Annotated in this window: 19 protein-coding genes and 1 riboswitch; of the genes, 8 read left to right on the plus strand and 11 right to left on the minus strand. The window is 54.4% G+C overall.

Features of this window, described 5'->3' with window-relative positions:
- Nucleotides 1-52 precede the first annotated feature (52 nt).
- The 7 genes from thiH to HEN21_RS19850 form a co-directional block, all read right to left on the minus strand.
- Nucleotides 53-1,186: a 2-iminoacetate synthase ThiH gene (gene thiH, locus HEN21_RS19820; RefSeq protein WP_105286025.1), complete on the minus strand. Its 1,134-nt coding sequence runs from the start codon at nucleotides 1,184-1,186 to the stop codon at nucleotides 53-55.
- Nucleotides 1,183-1,953, minus strand: a complete 771-nt coding sequence (gene thiG / locus HEN21_RS19825) for a thiazole synthase (RefSeq protein ID WP_176252387.1) — start codon at nucleotides 1,951-1,953, stop codon at nucleotides 1,183-1,185. Before thiG ends, thiH begins: the two co-directional genes overlap by 4 nt.
- A gap of 1 nt (nucleotide 1,954) precedes the next feature.
- Nucleotides 1,955-2,155 (minus strand): sulfur carrier protein ThiS, encoded by a 201-nt coding sequence (thiS, locus tag HEN21_RS19830; RefSeq protein WP_105286023.1) that lies wholly within the window; start codon nucleotides 2,153-2,155, stop codon nucleotides 1,955-1,957.
- Nucleotides 2,139-2,894 (minus strand): thiazole biosynthesis adenylyltransferase ThiF, encoded by a 756-nt coding sequence (thiF, locus tag HEN21_RS19835; protein WP_176252386.1) that lies wholly within the window; start codon nucleotides 2,892-2,894, stop codon nucleotides 2,139-2,141. The genes thiS and thiF overlap by 17 nt, the downstream gene beginning before the upstream one ends.
- The gene (gene thiE, locus HEN21_RS19840) at nucleotides 2,887-3,522 is read right to left on the minus strand and encodes a thiamine phosphate synthase (protein ID WP_176252388.1); all 636 of its coding nucleotides are present in this window, start codon (nucleotides 3,520-3,522) and stop codon (nucleotides 2,887-2,889) included. Before thiE ends, thiF begins: the two co-directional genes overlap by 8 nt.
- Nucleotides 3,522-5,417, minus strand: coding sequence for a phosphomethylpyrimidine synthase ThiC (thiC, locus tag HEN21_RS19845; RefSeq protein ID WP_176252385.1), 1,896 nt, complete (start codon nucleotides 5,415-5,417; stop codon nucleotides 3,522-3,524). Before thiC ends, thiE begins: the two co-directional genes overlap by 1 nt.
- Nucleotides 5,418-5,495: 78 nt before the next feature.
- Nucleotides 5,496-5,596: riboswitch (TPP riboswitch) on the minus strand.
- Nucleotides 5,597-5,647: 51 nt separating this feature from the next.
- A complete protein-coding gene (locus HEN21_RS19850; protein WP_000934292.1) occupies nucleotides 5,648-6,124 on the minus strand; it encodes an Rsd/AlgQ family anti-sigma factor in 477 nt (158 codons plus the stop codon).
- Between the two features lie 94 nt (nucleotides 6,125-6,218).
- On the opposite strand from HEN21_RS19850, the gene nudC reads away from it, so the two are divergent.
- The 6 genes from nudC to HEN21_RS19880 all read left to right on the plus strand — a co-directional run bounded on the left by nudC (nucleotide 6,219) and on the right by HEN21_RS19880 (nucleotide 10,577).
- Nucleotides 6,219-6,992, plus strand: a complete 774-nt coding sequence (gene nudC / locus HEN21_RS19855) for an NAD(+) diphosphatase (RefSeq protein WP_176252384.1) — start codon at nucleotides 6,219-6,221, stop codon at nucleotides 6,990-6,992.
- A gap of 39 nt (nucleotides 6,993-7,031) precedes the next feature.
- A complete protein-coding gene (gene hemE / locus HEN21_RS19860; RefSeq protein ID WP_000137656.1) occupies nucleotides 7,032-8,096 on the plus strand; it encodes a uroporphyrinogen decarboxylase in 1,065 nt (354 codons plus the stop codon).
- Between the two features lie 9 nt (nucleotides 8,097-8,105).
- The gene (gene nfi, locus HEN21_RS19865; RefSeq protein WP_000362401.1) at nucleotides 8,106-8,777 is read left to right on the plus strand and encodes a deoxyribonuclease V; all 672 of its coding nucleotides are present in this window, start codon (nucleotides 8,106-8,108) and stop codon (nucleotides 8,775-8,777) included.
- A 42-nt stretch (nucleotides 8,778-8,819) separates the two neighbouring features.
- On the plus strand, nucleotides 8,820-9,410 hold the full coding sequence (locus HEN21_RS19870; protein ID WP_000940106.1) for a YjaG family protein: 591 nt from the start codon (nucleotides 8,820-8,822) through the stop codon (nucleotides 9,408-9,410).
- A gap of 186 nt (nucleotides 9,411-9,596) precedes the next feature.
- Nucleotides 9,597-9,869 (plus strand): nucleoid-associated protein HU-alpha, encoded by a 273-nt coding sequence (gene hupA, locus HEN21_RS19875; RefSeq protein ID WP_001044513.1) that lies wholly within the window; start codon nucleotides 9,597-9,599, stop codon nucleotides 9,867-9,869.
- Nucleotides 9,870-9,881: 12 nt separating this feature from the next.
- Nucleotides 9,882-10,577: a DUF1481 domain-containing protein gene (locus HEN21_RS19880; protein WP_001300651.1), complete on the plus strand. Its 696-nt coding sequence runs from the start codon at nucleotides 9,882-9,884 to the stop codon at nucleotides 10,575-10,577.
- Nucleotide 10,578: 1 nt separating this feature from the next.
- Here the strand turns inward: HEN21_RS19880 and zraP are convergent, their stop codons facing one another.
- Together zraP and HEN21_RS23145 are read right to left on the minus strand one after the other, a co-directional pair.
- Nucleotides 10,579-10,998: a zinc resistance sensor/chaperone ZraP gene (gene zraP / locus HEN21_RS19885; protein WP_176252383.1), complete on the minus strand. Its 420-nt coding sequence runs from the start codon at nucleotides 10,996-10,998 to the stop codon at nucleotides 10,579-10,581.
- 2 nt (nucleotides 10,999-11,000) lie between these two features.
- Entirely contained in the window at nucleotides 11,001-11,129 is a 129-nt protein-coding gene (locus HEN21_RS23145) for a hypothetical protein (protein ID WP_286192505.1), read from the minus strand.
- Nucleotides 11,130-11,235: 106 nt separating this feature from the next.
- Between HEN21_RS23145 and zraS the strand changes: the two genes are divergently transcribed.
- The gene (zraS, locus tag HEN21_RS19890; RefSeq protein ID WP_176252382.1) at nucleotides 11,236-12,633 is read left to right on the plus strand and encodes a two-component system sensor histidine kinase ZraS; all 1,398 of its coding nucleotides are present in this window, start codon (nucleotides 11,236-11,238) and stop codon (nucleotides 12,631-12,633) included.
- Nucleotides 12,630-13,955: a sigma-54-dependent response regulator transcription factor ZraR gene (zraR, locus tag HEN21_RS19895; RefSeq protein WP_176252381.1), complete on the plus strand. Its 1,326-nt coding sequence runs from the start codon at nucleotides 12,630-12,632 to the stop codon at nucleotides 13,953-13,955. Before zraS ends, zraR begins: the two co-directional genes overlap by 4 nt.
- Here the strand turns inward: zraR and purD are convergent.
- Entirely contained in the window at nucleotides 13,952-15,241 is a 1,290-nt protein-coding gene (gene purD / locus HEN21_RS19900) for a phosphoribosylamine--glycine ligase (RefSeq protein WP_176252380.1), read from the minus strand. The two genes, zraR and purD, sit on opposite strands and share 4 nt — an antisense overlap.
- Nucleotides 15,242-15,252: 11 nt before the next feature.
- Nucleotides 15,253-16,842 (minus strand): bifunctional phosphoribosylaminoimidazolecarboxamide formyltransferase/IMP cyclohydrolase, encoded by a 1,590-nt coding sequence (gene purH / locus HEN21_RS19905; protein WP_001550410.1) that lies wholly within the window; start codon nucleotides 16,840-16,842, stop codon nucleotides 15,253-15,255.
- Nucleotides 16,843-17,266: the final 424 nt, after the last annotated feature.

Raw genomic sequence — 17,266 nt, forward strand, 5'->3', positions numbered from 1 at the left:
TTTTTCATCTTCCGTAGTGGCTCGGAATAAATTTACGTCCTTACATTCTGTCTCATCGCCTTTGCGAGTCGCGTCCCAGATAGCTGTCCCAGTCTTTCCATACCGGCTGCAAACCCTGAGCGGTTAACGCAGCTGCCACAGCTTCTGGTCGGCGATCGTCGTGCGGTGAGAATTGTTCCAGTTCGGGGTGATTGTCGGCATAGCCACCTGGCTGCGTTTTCGAGAAGGCGCTGACGTTATTAATTGCCAGCGGAATAACGCGATCGCGAAACCACGGTGATTCTCGCGTGGAGAGTGACAGTTCAATCTCCGGTGCAAGCAGCCGGAAAGCGCAGATGGTTTGCACTAACTGGCGTTCATCCATAATCGACGCTGGCTCAATCCCGCCAGTACACGGGCGCAGGCGCGGGAAGGAGACAGAGTAGCGGCTCTGCCAGTAATGCTGTTGCAGCCATAGCAAATGCTCGGCAACCATATAGCAGTCAACGCGCCAGTTGTCGGAAAGGCCGATTAGTGCGCCAAGACCAATCTTATCAATCCCCGCACGACCCAGCCGATCCGGTGTTTCCAGTCGCCAGAAGAAGTCCTGTTTTTTCCCTTTCAGATGATGGCGGGCATATGTCGCCTCGTGATACGTCTCTTGATAAACCATCACCCCATCCAGACCAAGCTGTTTTAACTCGACGTATTCCGCTTCTGCCAGCGGTTGCACTTCCATCTGTAGTGAGGAGAATTGTTTACGCAGGGCAGGGAGATGGCGGCGAAAGTAATCCATTCCCACTTTTGCCTGATGTTCACCAGTGACCAGCAACAGATGTTCAAAGCCCATTTCCCGAATAGCGGCGCTTTCTCTGACGATATCCGCTTCATCCAGCGTTTTGCGCTTGATGCGGTTGCTCATGGAAAATCCACAGTACGTGCAGTCGTTAGCGCAAAGATTGGAAAGATAAAGCGGGACGTAGAAGCTGACGACGTTGCCAAATCGCTGACGAGTCAGACGCTGCGCCCGTTGAGCCAGTGGTTCCAGGTAGTCACTGGCGGCAGGCGATAGCAGCGCCATCATATCGTCGCGGGTGAGTTTTGAGGCACTCAGCGCCCGCTCTACGTCAGCTGCTGTTTTGCTGTTGATACGCAGGCGGATGTCGTCCCAGTCCAGTTGCCGCCAGCGGTCGCTGAAGGTTTTCATGCCGATGCCTCCAGAAATCCGGTCAGTGGGCTGGTGGCATGAGCAAAATGACTGCGACTGCCAGGTCCGGCCTGACGTGCCAGCAGACCCGCTTCTACCGCCAGGCGAAATGCCTTCGCCATGTTGACGGGATCGTCCGCGACAGCAATTGCCGAATTCACTAACACCGCATCGGCGCCCATTTCCAGCGCCTGCGCGGCATGGCTGGGAACGCCGATGCCAGCATCAACGACCACCGGAACCGTGGCCTGCTGGATAATAATCTCCAGCATGGCACGGGTTTCCAGCCCCTGATTCGAGCCAATTGGTGCGCCGAGCGGCATCACCGCTGCACAGCCCACTTCTTCCAGACGTTTGCACAACACCGGATCGGCACCGCAGTAAGGCAGTACGACAAATCCTTGTTGCACCAGCGTTTCGGCGGCTTTCAGCGTTTCGATGGGATCGGGCAACAACCAGCGGGCGTCAGGGTGAATCTCTAATTTTAGCCAGTTTGTGCCTAACGCTTCACGAGCCAGATGGGCGGCGAAAATGGCTTCTTCCGCTGTTTTCGCCCCGGAAGTATTCGGCAGCAGTGTCACACCCGCCGCGATAAGCGGGGCGAGGATATCGTCGTTGTGTTGGCGCAAGTCGACGCGTTTCATCGCCAGCGTCACCAGCTGACTACCGGAAGCGCGGATTGCCTCCACCATCAGTTGTGAAGAGGCGAATTTCCCGGTGCCGGTAAACAGATGTGAATCAAACGTTTTGTCCGCGATACGTAACATCTCAACCTCCTGCAATAACCTGAAAAAGCAGGATCTGGTCACCATCCTGCACGATATGTTGTGCCCACTGCTCACGCGGGACGATTTGCTGATTAATCGCCAGTGCCGCGCCTACTTTTAGCTGATCGAGTTGTTCCAGCAGCTCGTGAACAGTTTGTCCGGCTGCGCACTGCATCGGTTGGTCGTTAAACAGGATCTGCATTGCATCCTCCACATACCGGGCAATCATTGGCACGGCGCAACGCCAGGCTGCGCCACTGGCTCGATTTACCGTCGAATAGTCGGAGTTCTCCCGCAGGCGTCTCAATACCGCTCAATAACTTAATCGCTTCCAGTGCCTGTAAAGTACCCATAACCCCGACCACCGGACCAACTACGCCTGCCGTGCGGCAATTGCGTTCTGGCTCCTGGTTATCCGGCCACAGACAGCGATAACAACCGTGCTCCCAGGGCGGCGTTAATACCATCAACTGACCGCCAAATCCGACCGCGCTGGCGGTAATAAGCGGCGTGTTGAGTGCCACGCAAGCGGCATTAATCTCCTGTCGAGTCGCCATATTGTCAGTACAGTCGAGCACTACATCGGCTTGTGCTACCGCATCTTTTAACGCCTCACCCGTTAACCGTTGTTGTAATGCCGTCAGTTGAATATCGGGATTTAACTGTGTCAGTCGTTGTTGACAGACCTGCGATTTCGGGCGATCGATATCTTCAGTGGTAAAGAGGATTTGTCGTTGCAGATTGCTTAAATGCACATCGTCGTCATCTGCCAGTACCAGCGTCCCGACGCCAGCACCCGCTAGGTACAAGGCAGCGGGCGTACCCAGCCCGCCAAGACCGATAATCAGCACCTGGCTGTCGAGCAGTTTTTGCTGCCCTTCAAGAGCGATATCGTCGAGCAGGATTTGGCGGCTGTAACGCATAAAGTCACGGTCATTCATCGCCAACTCCTGCTATTTCCAGCAATTGTGCCGTTGCCAAACGCCAGTCTGCCGCCTGGGTAATGGCACTGACGACGGCGATACTGCCGACACCCGTCGCCATCACCGCAGGCGCGCGCGCCAGACTGATACCGCCAATCGCCACGGTGGGATAATCAGCCAGGCGCTCAATGTGCCGTGCCAGTTGCTCCAGCCCCTGCGGTGCAGAAGGCATCTGTTTGGTTTGGGTCGGGAACACATGTCCCAGCGCGATATAAGAAGGGCGTGCTGCCAGCGCGATGTCGATTTCCATATCGTCATGGGTCGAAACGCCAAGCCGCAGACCAGCCGCGCGGATGGCGCTGAGATCGGTAGATTGCAAATCTTCCTGCCCCAGATGGACGCCATACGCCTGATGCTTGATCGCCAGCCGCCAGTAATCATTAATAAACAGCCGCGCGTTATAGCGGCGACCCAGCGCAATTGCCGCTACTACATCGGCTTCCACCTCTTCATCGCGCTGATCTTTGATGCGTAGCTGGAGGGTTCGCACGCCAGCGTCCAGCAGACGTTCGATCCACTGTACGCTGTCCACCACCGGGTACAGTCCTAAATGAAAAGGTACAGGAGGAAAATCAGGCTGATACATCACGCTTCCTCCTTACGCAGATAGATGTCTCCGCCTCTGGCGCGGAAGTTCTCCGACATATCCGCCATTCCCACTTCAATGGTTTGCGCGGCGGCGTAATCGCGCACCTCCTGGCTAATTTTCATTGAGCAGAATTTCGGCCCGCACATGGAGCAAAAATGGGCGACTTTGCCGGACTCTTGCGGCAGGGTTTCATCGTGATAAGCGCGGGCGGTAAACGGGTCGAGAGCCAGATTAAACTGGTCTTCCCAGCGAAATTCGAAGCGGGCTTTCGACATGGCGTTATCGCGAATTTGCGCGCCCGGATGCCCTTTTGCCAGGTCGGCAGCGTGGGCGGCAATCTTATAGGTGATAAGCCCTTGCTTAACATCTTCTTTATTAGGCAGACCCAGGTGCTCTTTCGGCGTTACGTAACAGAGCATCGCGCAGCCAAACCAGCCGATCATCGCCGCGCCAATCCCCGACGTGAAGTGGTCATAGCCCGGTGCGATATCGGTAGTTAGCGGCCCGAGGGTATAGAACGGCGCTTCATGGCAGTGCTCTAACTCCTCGGTCATATTGCGACGAATCATCTGCATCGGCACATGCCCGGGGCCTTCAATCATCACCTGTACGTCATATTCCCAGGCGATTTTGGTCAGTTCGCCCAGCGTATGCAGCTCGGCAAATTGCGCTTCATCGTTGGCGTCCTGAATCGAACCGGGTCGCAGGCCGTCGCCCAGCGACAGCGAAACGTCATAGGCGGCGCAGATTTCACAAATTTCACGGAAGTGTTGATAGAGGAAGTTTTCCTTATGATGGGAGAGGCACCATTTCGCCATAATCGAACCGCCGCGCGACACAATACCGGTCAGGCGTTTCGCGGTCATTGGCACGTAGCGCAGGAGAACGCCCGCATGAATCGTGAAGTAATCTACGCCCTGTTCGGCCTGTTCCAGCAGCGTGTCGCGGAACGCTTCCCAGGTAAGATCTTCCGCGATCCCGTTAACCTTTTCCAGCGCCTGGTAGATCGGCACAGTACCAATCGGCACCGGGCTGTTACGTAAAATCCATTCGCGGGTTTCGTGAATATAGCGGCCGGTGGAAAGATCCATCACCGTATCCGCTCCCCAGCGCGTAGACCACACCAGCTTTTCCACTTCTTCTTCGATGGAAGAGGTGACCGCCGAGTTGCCGATATTAGCGTTAACTTTTACCAGGAAGTTACGACCAATAATCATCGGCTCTGATTCAGGATGATTAATGTTGGCGGGGATAATCGCGCGTCCGGCAGCGACTTCATCACGGACAAATTCCGCAGTGATATTTTCCGGCAGACGCGCGCCAAAGCTCATTCCCGGATGTTGGTGGCGTAAAACTTCGCTACGAATGCGCTCGCGCCCCATATTCTCGCGAATGGCGATGAATTCCATCTCAGGTGTGATGATGCCCCGGCGGGCGTAGTGCAGCTGTGTGACGCGGCGGCCTGCTTTGGCGCGTTTTGGCGTCAAGACGCCGCTAAAACGCAGCTCGTCGAGGCCATCATCTGCCAGCCGCGCTTTAGTGTAATCGGAGCTGCGCACGGTAAGTTCTTCGGTATCGCCGCGCGCATCGATCCACGGCTGGCGTAGTTTTGCCAGCCCTTGCTGCACGTTAATGGCAATCTGCGGATCGCCATACGGGCCGGAGGTGTCATAGACCGGAATCGCTTCGTTTTCTTCATACTGCGGCTGTTCTTTGCTGCCGCCGATTAGCGTCGGGCTAAGCTGGATCTCACGCATCGGCACGCGCACGCCGGGGTGTGTGCCAGTGATGTAAATGCGTTTTGAGTTGGGAAAGGCGGTGCCTTCCAGGGTGTCGATAAAATGTTGCGCCTGGGCGCGCTGTTCGCGGCGGGTTAGTTTTGTTGCAGACATAGCTCATTCCAAAAGTTAAGGACGTGGCTTGTCAGACGACGGATGAAGCAAGAGACGATCGCGCAAAGGCGATGCGATAGCAGATTAACTCTTGTTCCCTTCGCAGGTATTAGCCTGATCAGGTTCCGCGGATCCCGAATAAACGGTCTCAGCCAGTTAAGGCACTCCGACAAGAAATTAGCCCCGAAAACGGGGCGTTGAATGTAAATTACGCGTTAACAGCGCAGAACTCAAGCAAGATGTTTGACGCGGGCGGCATCAAGCACCAGCAGAATCAGCTTATCTTCCAGTACAAAGCGTGCTTCCAGCGCCTCGCCGATATCAGATAAAACCTGTTGAAACTCAAGGTAATTATCATGATCGATGGCGGTTTCCAGGCTGGAATCGTAGTAATCCATAATCTGTTGTGTATTGGCTTCCAGTTGCGGCCAAATCTTTGCGGCGCGCGCGAGTTGCCCGTTGCCTTCCAGCTTATGAAGAATGCGCTCATAAATACTGAAATGTCCGGCAGACAGATAATCGACCAGACTCTGGCAAAAATCATCAAGGGCTTTTTCGTTTAGCCTCATGTACGATTCTTTGCCAGGCTTAATGCCAACCAGATTGTAGTAAGCCACGAGCAGATGCTTACGTACATGTAGCCAGCGATCAACCAGTTTGTTACTTCCTCTGACGTGCTCCGTCAGGTTATCGAGCTGGTTAAGCATGATTGACTCCGCAAGTTTGTATTCAAAAACTGCTCAGTGAGAAATGTAAAAACCATGTTAAACATGCCAGTGATGCAAAGGTAGTGCAAGAGCTATGGATCGTATAATTGAAAAATTAGATCACGGCTGGTGGGTCGTCAGTCATGAGCAAAAATTATGGTTGCCGAAGGGAGAATTGCCATATGGCGAAGCGGCAAATTTCGATCTTGTGGGTCAGCGCGCACTACAAATCGGCGAATGGCAGGGGGAACCTGTTTGGCTAGTTCAACAGCAGCGTCGCCATGATATGGGCTCGGTGCGCCAGGTCATTGATCTGGACGTCGGGTTGTTTCAACTAGCCGGACGCGGCGTGCAACTGGCGGAGTTTTACCGCTCGCATAAATACTGCGGGTATTGCGGGCATGAAATGTACCCGAGCAAAACAGAATGGGCGATGCTGTGCAGTCACTGCCGTGAGCGTTACTATCCGCAAATCGCCCCCTGCATTATCGTTGCCATCCGCCGCAATGATTCAATCCTGCTCGCTCAGCATACCCGCCATCGTAACGGTGTCCATACGGTACTTGCCGGATTCGTCGAAGTGGGCGAAACCCTCGAACAGGCGGTCGCGCGGGAAGTAATGGAAGAGAGTGGCATCAAAGTCAAAAACCTGCGTTACGTGACTTCTCAGCCGTGGCCGTTTCCTCAGTCATTAATGACTGCGTTTATGGCGGACTATGACAGCGGCGACATCGTGATTGACCCGAAAGAACTGCTGGAGGCGAACTGGTATCGCTACGACGATTTACCCTTACTGCCTCCGCCTGGCACCGTGGCGCGCCGCCTGATAGAAGATACGGTGGTGATGTGTCGGGCAGAGTATGAGTGATGATACACTGACCGCCTGACGCACTAAGGAATAGCCAAAATGACCGAACTTAAAAACGATCGTTATCTGCGGGCGCTGCTGCGCCAGCCCGTTGATGTCACTCCAGTATGGATGATGCGCCAGGCGGGTCGCTATCTACCAGAATATAAAGCCACGCGCGCCCAAGCGGGCGATTTTATGTCGCTGTGCAAAAATGCCGAACTGGCGTGCGAAGTGACTTTGCAACCGTTGCGTCGCTATCCGCTGGACGCGGCGATCCTCTTTTCCGATATCCTCACCGTTCCGGACGCGATGGGATTAGGGCTCTATTTTGAAGCCGGAGAAGGCCCGCGTTTTACCTCGCCAGTCACCTGCAAAGCTGACGTCGATAAACTGCCAATTCCGGACCCGGAAGATGAGCTGGGTTACGTGATGAACGCGGTGCGTACCATTCGCCGCGAACTGAAAGGCGAAGTGCCGCTGATTGGTTTTTCCGGCAGCCCGTGGACGCTGGCGACCTACATGGTGGAAGGCGGCAGCAGCAAAGCCTTCACAGTGATCAAAAAAATGATGTATGCCGATCCGCAGGCACTGCACGCTCTGCTCGATAAACTGGCGAAAAGCGTCACCCTGTATCTGAACGCGCAGATTAAAGCCGGTGCTCAGGCAGTGATGATTTTTGACACCTGGGGCGGCGTGCTTACCGGGCGCGACTACCAACAATTCTCGCTCTATTACATGCATAAAATTGTTGATGGTTTATTGCGTGAAAACGACGGTCGCCGCGTACCAGTAACACTGTTTACCAAAGGTGGCGGACAGTGGCTGGAAGCCATGGCGGAAACCGGTTGCGATGCGCTGGGACTGGACTGGACAACCGACATCGCCGATGCGCGCCGCCGCGTGGGTAATAAAGTCGCGTTGCAGGGCAATATGGACCCGTCGATGCTGTACGCGCCGCCAGCCCGAATTGAAGAAGAAGTAGCGACTATACTTGCAGGTTTCGGTCACGGCGAAGGTCATGTCTTTAACCTTGGTCACGGCATTCATCAGGATGTGCCGCCAGAACATGCTGGCGTGTTTGTGGAGGCAGTGCATCGCCTGTCTGCGCCTTATCATCAGTAAGGAGTGGTTATGGATCTCGCGTCATTACGCACACAACAACTTGAACTGGCTTCTTCTGTGATCCGCGAGGATCGACTTGATAAAGATCCACCGGATCTGATCGCTGGAGCCGATGTCGGGTTTGAGCAGGGCGGAGAAGTGACGCGAGCGGCGATGGTGCTGCTGAAATACCCCTCGCTTGAGCTGGTGGAGTATAAAGTGGCCCGCATCGCCACCACCATGCCTTACATTCCTGGTTTTCTCTCCTTCCGCGAATATCCTGCGCTGCTGGCAGCGTGGGAGATGCTGTCGCAAAAGCCGGATTTAGTGTTTGTCGATGGTCATGGGATCTCGCATCCTCGCCGTCTTGGTGTCGCCAGCCATTTTGGCTTATTGGTGGATGTGCCAACGATAGGCGTGGCGAAAAAACGGCTCTGCGGTAAATTCGAACCGCTCTCCAGCGAACCGGGCGCGCTGGCGCCGCTGATGGATAAAGGCGAGCAGTTGGCCTGGGTCTGGCGCAGCAAAGCACGCTGCAACCCGCTGTTTATCGCTACGGGTCATCGGGTCAGCGTGGATAGCGCGCTGGCGTGGGTACAACGCTGCATGAAAGGCTATCGTCTGCCGGAGCCAACGCGCTGGGCGGATGCTGTGGCCTCGGAACGTCCGGCATTTGTGCGCTATACAGCAAATCAGCCCTAATTCAGGTAAACTGCGGATAATTTCCGTATTTGAGAACTCAACATGTTACAAAACCCGATTCATCTGCGTCTGGAGCGCCTGGAAAGCTGGCAGCATGTCACTTTCATGGCCTGCTTATGCGAACGCATGTACCCCAATTACGCCATGTTTTGCCAGCAAACCGGTTTTGGTGATGGGCAAATTTACCGCCGTATTCTCGATCTCATCTGGGAAACACTGACCGTCAAAGACGCAAAAGTGAATTTCGACAGCCAACTGGAGAAATTTGAGGAAGCGATTCCTTCAGCGGACGATTTCGATCTGTACGGCGTTTATCCGGCAATCGATGCCTGCGTGGCGTTAAGTGAACTGGTTCATTCACGTTTGAGTGGCGAAACGCTCGAACACGCGGTGGAAGTGAGTAAGACCTCCATCACTACCGTTGCGATGCTGGAAATGACTCAGGCTGGTCGCGAAATGAGCGACGAAGAGCTGAAAGAAAACCCAGCCGTTGAGCAAGAATGGGACATTCAGTGGGAAATATTCCGACTTTTAGCCGAGTGTGAAGAACGTGACATTGAGCTGATAAAAGGCCTTAGAGCCGACCTGCGTGAGGCGGGTGAGAGCAATATTGGTATAATTTTTCAGCAATAAGACCAGAAAACGTGAATTAACGCCTGATTTGTCGTACCTGGAGTCTTCCCTTTCGCCCCCCGTCTGGTCTACATTTGGGGGGCGAAAAAAAGTGGCTATCGGTGCGTGTATGCAGGAGAGTGCTATTCTGGCATTTCCGTCGCACTCGATGCTTAGCAAGCGATAAACACATTGTAAGGATAACTTATGAACAAGACTCAACTGATTGATGTAATTGCAGAGAAAGCAGAACTGTCCAAAACCCAGGCTAAAGCTGCTCTGGAGTCCACTCTGGCTGCAATTACTGAGTCTCTGAAAGAAGGCGATGCTGTACAACTGGTTGGTTTCGGAACCTTCAAAGTGAACCACCGCGCTGAGCGTACTGGCCGCAACCCGCAGACCGGTAAAGAAATCAAAATCGCCGCAGCTAACGTACCGGCATTTGTTTCTGGCAAGGCACTGAAAGACGCAGTTAAGTAAGATTGCGTGGCAGTGAACAGTTTTAACGAAGGGGTGGTTTCACCCCTTTTGTCTTTCTGGCGTCGATCATTGATGCTGGCGGGCGCTCTGTTTCTTACTGCCTGTAGCCACAACTCTTCACTTCCTCCCTTTACCGCCAGTGGTTTTGCTGAAGACCAGGGCGCGGTACGTATCTGGCGAAAAGACAGCGGCGATAATGTGCATTTGCTTGCTGTGTTCAGTCCGTGGCGCAGTGGCGATACCACGACGCGAGAGTATCGCTGGCAGGGCGATAACCTCACGCTCATCAATATCAATGTTTACAGCAAACCGCCGGTGAACATTCGTGCGCGTTTTGACGATCGCGGTGATCTGAGCTTTATGCAACGTGAATCCGATGGGGAAAAGCAGCAGCTTTCTAACGACCAAATCGATTTATACCGTTATCGTGCTGATCAGATCCGCCAGATTAGCGATGCCTTACGTCAGGGGAGAGTCGTGCTGCGCCAGGGGCGCTGGCATGCGATGGAACAGACCGTGACCACCTGCGAAGGGCAAACCATTAAACCTGATTTAGATTCACAGGCGATAGCGCATATCGAGCGCCGCCAGAGCCGCTCTTCTGTTGATGTCAGCGTGGCATGGCTGGAAGCGCCCGAAGGTTCGCAATTACTGTTAGTGGCAAACTCTGATTTCTGTCGTTGGCAACCCAACGAGAAAACGTTCTGATTTACCAGTGGCCCATACCCATATGACCGCCACCACCGCAGCCGCCGTAACCCATTCCGGTACCGCGCGGAATACCTGCTTCAGCCATCGCGATATCCCGTTTCACCCGCAACTCATCTAACGACTGACGCAAATTCTCCATCTCTTTGGCGACCGCGTTAATTTTGCTGCTATCCGGTGGGTTAGCGGCTAATAGAGCGTTGTATTCATAACGCTTCGTCACCAGTTGCTGTTGCAGCGCGCTGCTTTGGGCGTAAAAGTCATTATGGATTTTCTGCCACGCCGTCTGTTGTTCGCTGGTCAAAGGCGCGGCATTTTGCTGCCACATACCGTGTCCGCCGTGAGCAAATGCAGATGTTGAGTCCAACGCCATTGCTGAAAGCGCCATCATCACCAGGGCAATTTTCGCGTTCCGTTTCATGGTTAATCCTCCAGTGGTTGTCTTACTTTGGGTATTGCATCTTCCGTGCCAACGACGAAACGCTGATGTGACGGGCAATCTGGCATGATAAGCGGGTAAAAATGACTCGCCTGCTGTGGGTCGCGAGTCATTTTTACTCATTGAAACGTAAGTGTTTGTGTTACAGCGCAGGGTAAACGCTGATAAAAGATGGCATGATTTCTGCTGTCAAAAAGGGATGAACAGGCAACGAAGAAGATGCGTTTTATGCAACGTTCTAAAGACGCCTTAGCCAAATGGTTAAGCGCGATCCTCCCCGTGGTCATTGTTGGGCTGGTGGGATTGTTTGCAGTGACGGTGATTCGCGATTATGGGCGGGCAAGCGAGGCCGATCGCCAGGCATTACTGGAAAAAGGTAATGTGCTTATTCGCGCTCTGGAGTCGGGAAGTCGCGTAGGGATGGGGATGCGAATGCACCATATTCAGCAGCAGGCACTTCTGGAAGAGATGGCAGGCCAGCCGGGGGTATTGTGGTTTGCTGTCACCGATGCCCAGGGCATCATCATTCTTCACAGTGACCCCGAAATGGTCGGGCGTGCACTCTATTCGCCAGATGAAATGCAGCAGTTAAAGCCAGAGGAAAACTCCCGCTGGCGACTGCTTGAGAAAGCGGAAACTGCGCCTGCGCTTGAGGTCTATCGTTTGTTCCAGCCAATGTCAGCTCCCTGGCGGCATGGTATGCACAATATGCCGCGCTGTAACGGAAAAGCTGTGCCACAGGCAGAAGCACAACAGGCTATCTTTATCGCTGTTGATGCCAGTGATCTGGTTGCAACCCAGATTGGGGAGAAGCGCAACACCCTGATTATCCTCTTCGCCCTGGCGACGGTCTTGCTGGCAAGCGTGTTGTCATTCTTCTGGTATCGCCGGTATTTGCGCTCGCGCCAGCTGTTGCAGGATGAAATGAAACGCAAAGAGAAGCTGGTGGCGCTGGGACATCTGGCGGCAGGCGTCGCCCATGAAATTCGCAATCCGCTTTCATCAATTAAAGGGCTGGCGAAATATTTTGCCGAACGTGCGCCAGAGGGCGGGGAAGCGCATCAACTGGCGCAGGTGATGGCGAAAGAGGCCGACCGTTTAAACCGCGTGGTCAGCGAGCTACTGGAACTGGTTAAGCCAACGCATCTGGCTTTGCAGGCGGTGGATCTCAACACCCTGATTAACCACTCATTACAGTTGGTAAGCCAGGATGCAAACAGCCGGGAAATTCAGTTGCGCTTTACCGCCAACGACACGTTGCCGCAAATTCAGGCCGATCCGGATCGGCTGACCCAGGTTCTGTTGAATCTCTATCTCAATGCTATTCAGGCGATTGGTCAGCATGGCGTGATTAGCGTGACGGCCAGCGAAAGCGGTGTTGGCGTGAAAATCAGCGTTACCGACAGCGGTAAAGGAATTGCGGCGGATCAGCTTGAAGCCATCTTCACCCCATACTTCACCACCAAAGCCGAAGGCACCGGACTGGGGCTGGCGGTCGTGCATAATATTGTTGAACAACACGGTGGTACAATTCAGGTCGCAAGCCAGGAGGGAAAAGGCGCAACGTTCACCCTCTGGTTTCCGGTCAATATTACGCGTAAGGACCCACAAGGATGACGCACGATAATATCGATATTCTGGTGGTGGATGATGACATTAGCCACTGCACCATCTTGCAGGCATTGCTGCGCGGCTGGGGCTATAACGTCGCGCTGGCGAATAGTGGGCAACAGGCGCTGGCGCAGGTGCGGGAACAGGTTTTTGATCTTGTGCTTTGCGATGTGCGAATGGCAGAGATGGATGGCATCGCCACGCTGAAAGAGATCAAAACATTAAACCCCGCGATTCCGGTGCTGATTATGACCGCTTACTCCAGCGTCGAGACGGCGGTAGAGGCACTGAAAACTGGGGCGCTGGATTATCTCATCAAGCCGCTGGATTTCGATAACCTGCAGGCGACGCTGGAAAAGGCGCTCGCACATACGCACAGTGTTGACGCTGAAACGCCTGCAGTGTCTGCCAGCCAGTTCGGTATGGTCGGTAAAAGCCCGGCGATGCAACACCTGCTCAGTGAAATCGCCCTCGTCGCGCCATCGGAAGCCACGGTGCTGATCCACGGCGATTCCGGCACCGGTAAAGAGCTGGTCGCCAGAGCGATTCACGCCAGTAGCGGACGTTGCGAAAAACCGCTGGTGACGCTCAACTGTGCGGCGCTCAACGAATCCTTACTGGAATCTGAATTGTTCGGTCACGAAAAAGGGGCGTTTACTGGAGCTGATAAACGCCGGGAAGGGCGCTTTGTTGAGGCGGATGGCGGCACGTTGTTTCTCGATGAAATTGGCGATATCTCGCCGATGATGCAGGTGCGTCTGCTACGTGCGATTCAGGAGCGCGAAGTTCAGCGTGTCGGCAGCAACCAGACCATCTCGGTTGATGTCCGGCTGATTGCGGCGACCCATCGCGATCTTGCCGCTGAGGTAAAGGCCGGGCGTTTTCGCCAGGATCTCTACTATCGGCTGAACGTGGTGGCAATTGAAGTGCCGTCGCTGCGGCAACGACGGGAGGATATTCCCCTGCTGGCTGGCCATTTTCTGCAGCGATTTGCTGAACGCAATCGCAAGACGATAAAAGGCTTTACGCCCCAGGCGATGGATCTGCTGATTCACTACGACTGGCCGGGAAATATTCGCGAACTGGAAAACGCGGTAGAACGGGCAGTGGTGCTGCTGACTGGGGAATATATCTCCGAACGCGAGCTGCCGCTGGCGATTGCCAGTACGCCGATCCCGCTGGCTCAAACTCAGGACATTCAGCCGTTGGTGGAAGTGGAAAAAGAGGTGATTCTGGCGGCGCTGGAGAAAACGGGCGGCAACAAAACCGAAGCCGCCCGTCAGTTAGGGATTACGCGCAAAACGCTATTAGCAAAACTGTCGCGTTAGTTCTGCTCGCGTTCGATAGCGCGCCAGCCGATATCTTTCCGGCAGAAGCAGTCGTCCCAGTGGATATCGGTCATTAAGGCATAAGCGCGTTTCTGCGCCTCTGCTACGGTATGACCCAGCGCGGTGACGCACAGTACGCGCCCGCCGCTGGTCACTACCTGCTCGTCATCCGCCAGTTTCGTGCCCGCGTGGAACACTTTACCGCCTTCGACTTCTTCCAGCGGCAGGCCGTGGATCACATCGCCAGTGCGATAATCGCCCGGATATCCACCCGCAGCCATCACCACGCCGAGGGAAGCGCGTTCATCCCACTCGGATGTTTCCTCGTCCAGCTTGCCTTCACAGGCTGCCAGGCAGAGCTCAACCAGATCGGACTTCATGCGCAGCATAATCGGCTGGGTTTCTGGATCGCCAAAGCGGCAGTTAAATTCGATAACCTTCGGGTTGCCCTGTTTGTCGATCATCAAACCTGCATAGAGAAAACCGGTGTAGGTATTGCCTTCCGCCGCCATGCCTTTCACGGTTGGCCAGATGATACGTTCCATGGTGCGCTGATGAACTTCATCGGTCACTACCGGCGCAGGAGAGTAAGCCCCCATTCCGCCGGTGTTTGGCCCGGTATCTTTATCGCCTACGCGTTTGTGATCCTGGCTGGTGGCCATCGGCAGCACATGCTCACCATCCACCATTACGATAAAACTCGCTTCTTCGCCGTCGAGGAACTCTTCGATAACAATGCGATGACCCGCGTCGCCAAAAGCGTTGCCCGCCAGCATATCGTGAACAGCCGCTTCCGCTTCTTCCAGCGTCATCGCCACGATAACGCCTTTCCCGGCAGCCAGACCGTCAGCTTTAATGACGATTGGCGCGCCTTTCTCACGCAGATACGCCAGCGCAGGTTCTACCTCGGTGAAGTTCTGATATTCCGCTGTAGGAATCTTATGGCGGGCCAGGAAATCTTTGGTAAACGCTTTCGAGCCTTCCAGTTGCGCGGCGCCTGCGGTTGGGCCGAAGATTTTCAGCCCGGCGGCGCGGAAGGTATCGACCACGCCTTTCACCAGCGGCGCTTCCGGGCCGACAATGGTCAGATCGATCTTTTCGTTTTGCGCGAAGTCCAGCAGCGCCGGGATATCGGTTACGCCGATAGCGACGTTTTGCAGCGCAGGCTCCAGCGCCGTTCCCGCATTACCCGGTGCGACAAATACGGTCTCAACCAGCGGCGACTGCGCCGCTTTCCAGGCCAGTGCGTGCTCGCGTCCGCCGTTACCAATCACTAATACTTTCATCTGTCGCTCCATTAATGGCGGAAGTGGCGCATGTCGGTGAAGAGCATTGCAATACCGTGCTCGTCGGCGGCGGCAATCACTTCGTCATCACGAATAGAACCGCCAGGCTGGATTACGCAGGTCACGCCGGCAGCGGCGGCAGCATCAATACCATCACGGAACGGGAAGAACGCGTCAGAAGCCATAGAGGAACCTTTGACTTCCAGACCTTCATCGGCAGCTTTAATACCGGCGATTTTGGCGGAGTACACGCGGCTCATCTGGCCTGCGCCAATCCCGATGGTCATATTGTTTTTGGCATAGACGATAGCGTTGGATTTCACGAACTTCGCCACTTTCCAGCAGAACAGCGCATCACGCAGTTCCTGTTCGGTCGGCTGACGTTTGGTGACGACGCGCAGTTCTTCTGCACCGACCATGCCCAGATCGCGATCCTGAACCAGCAGGCCGCCGTTAACGCGTTTGAAATCGAGTCCCGGAACACGCTCGCCCCACTGACCACAGGTGAGCACACGTACGTTCTGTTTAGCTGCGGTGATTTTCAACGCTTCTTCGCTGGCGGATGGCGCAATGATCACTTCGACAAACTGACGAGAAATGATGGCCTGTGCGGTTTCAGCATCCAGCTCGCGGTTAAAGGCAATAATGCCGCCGAATGCGGAGGTCGGGTCTGTTTTGTACGCGCGATCGTAAGCGTCAAGAATGGAATTGCCGATAGCCACGCCGCAAGGGTTGGCGTGCTTCACAATCACACATGCCGGTTCGGCGAACTCTTTCACGCACTCCAGCGCCGCATCGGTATCGGCGATATTGTTATAAGAGAGGGCTTTACCCTGAACCTGGGTTGCGGTGGCAACGGAGGCTTCTTTCACATTCTCTTCTATATAGAAGGCAGCCTGCTGGTGGCTGTTCTCGCCGTAGCGCATATCCTGCTTCTTAATGAAGTTCAGGTTCAACGTGCGCGGGAAGCGACCGGCAGCTTCTTTGCTTTCACCGTGGTAAGCCGGAACCATGCTGCCGAAGTAGTTGGCAATCATGCTGTCGTAGGCGGCAGTGTGCTCGAAGGCTTTGATAGCGAGGTCGAAACGGGTTGCAAGCAGAAGCGAACCTTCGTTGGCATCCATCTCTTTAATAATGGCGTCGTAGTCGCTGCTCTTGACCACGATTGCGACATCTTTATGGTTCTTCGCTGCGGAGCGCACCATCGTTGGGCCGCCGATATCGATGTTCTCAACCGCATCTTCCAGCGAGCAGCCTTCACGGGCAACGGTCTGGGCGAACGGATACAGGTTAACAACCACCATATCGATAGGCTGGATCTGATGTTCTTCCATAATGGCATCGTCCTGGCCGCGACGGCCCAGAATGCCACCATGTACTTTCGGATGCAGAGTCTTCACACGTCCATCCATCATCTCCGGGAAACCGGTGTAATCGGAAACTTCGGTCACCGGCAGACCCTTTTCTGCTAACAGTCGGGCAGTGCCTCCTGTAGATAGCAGTTCCACACCGCGTGCGGAAAGTGCCTGAGCGAATTCGACGATACCTGCTTTGTCAGAAACACTGAGCAGAGCGCGGCGGACTGGACGACGTTGTTGCATGGTAAATCCCCTGGATTTGACTATTACAGAGAGCGTTAGCTGAATTTTTCGCGAAAAACTCAGCTAACGCCCCTAACGGGGCATCCTTATTTTTCGCCCGCATTGTAACGAAAACGTTTGCGCAACGCTCGCGAATTTTTTTGTTTCGATGGTGAGCACCATTTCGATTGTGGTTAGCAGGTCAGGAATACAGAAATAACGCTTATGATTGTGGATAACTCTGTGCGTAAAAAGGTATAAATAGGGGTTTTGCTGGGGAATGCAGCAGTCAGTCATTTTTTTGCAATTTTTCTATTGCGGCCTCAGGAGAACTCCCTATAATGCGCCCCCATCGACACGGCGGATGTGAATCACTTCACACAAACAGCCGGTTCGGTTGAAGAGAAAAATCCTGAAATTCAGGGTTGACTCTGAAAGAGGAAAG

Origin of the sequence: Escherichia sp. 93.1518 (genome assembly GCF_013368915.2) — a bacterium.
Classification (GTDB): Bacteria; Pseudomonadota; Gammaproteobacteria; order Enterobacterales; family Enterobacteriaceae; genus Escherichia; species Escherichia ruysiae.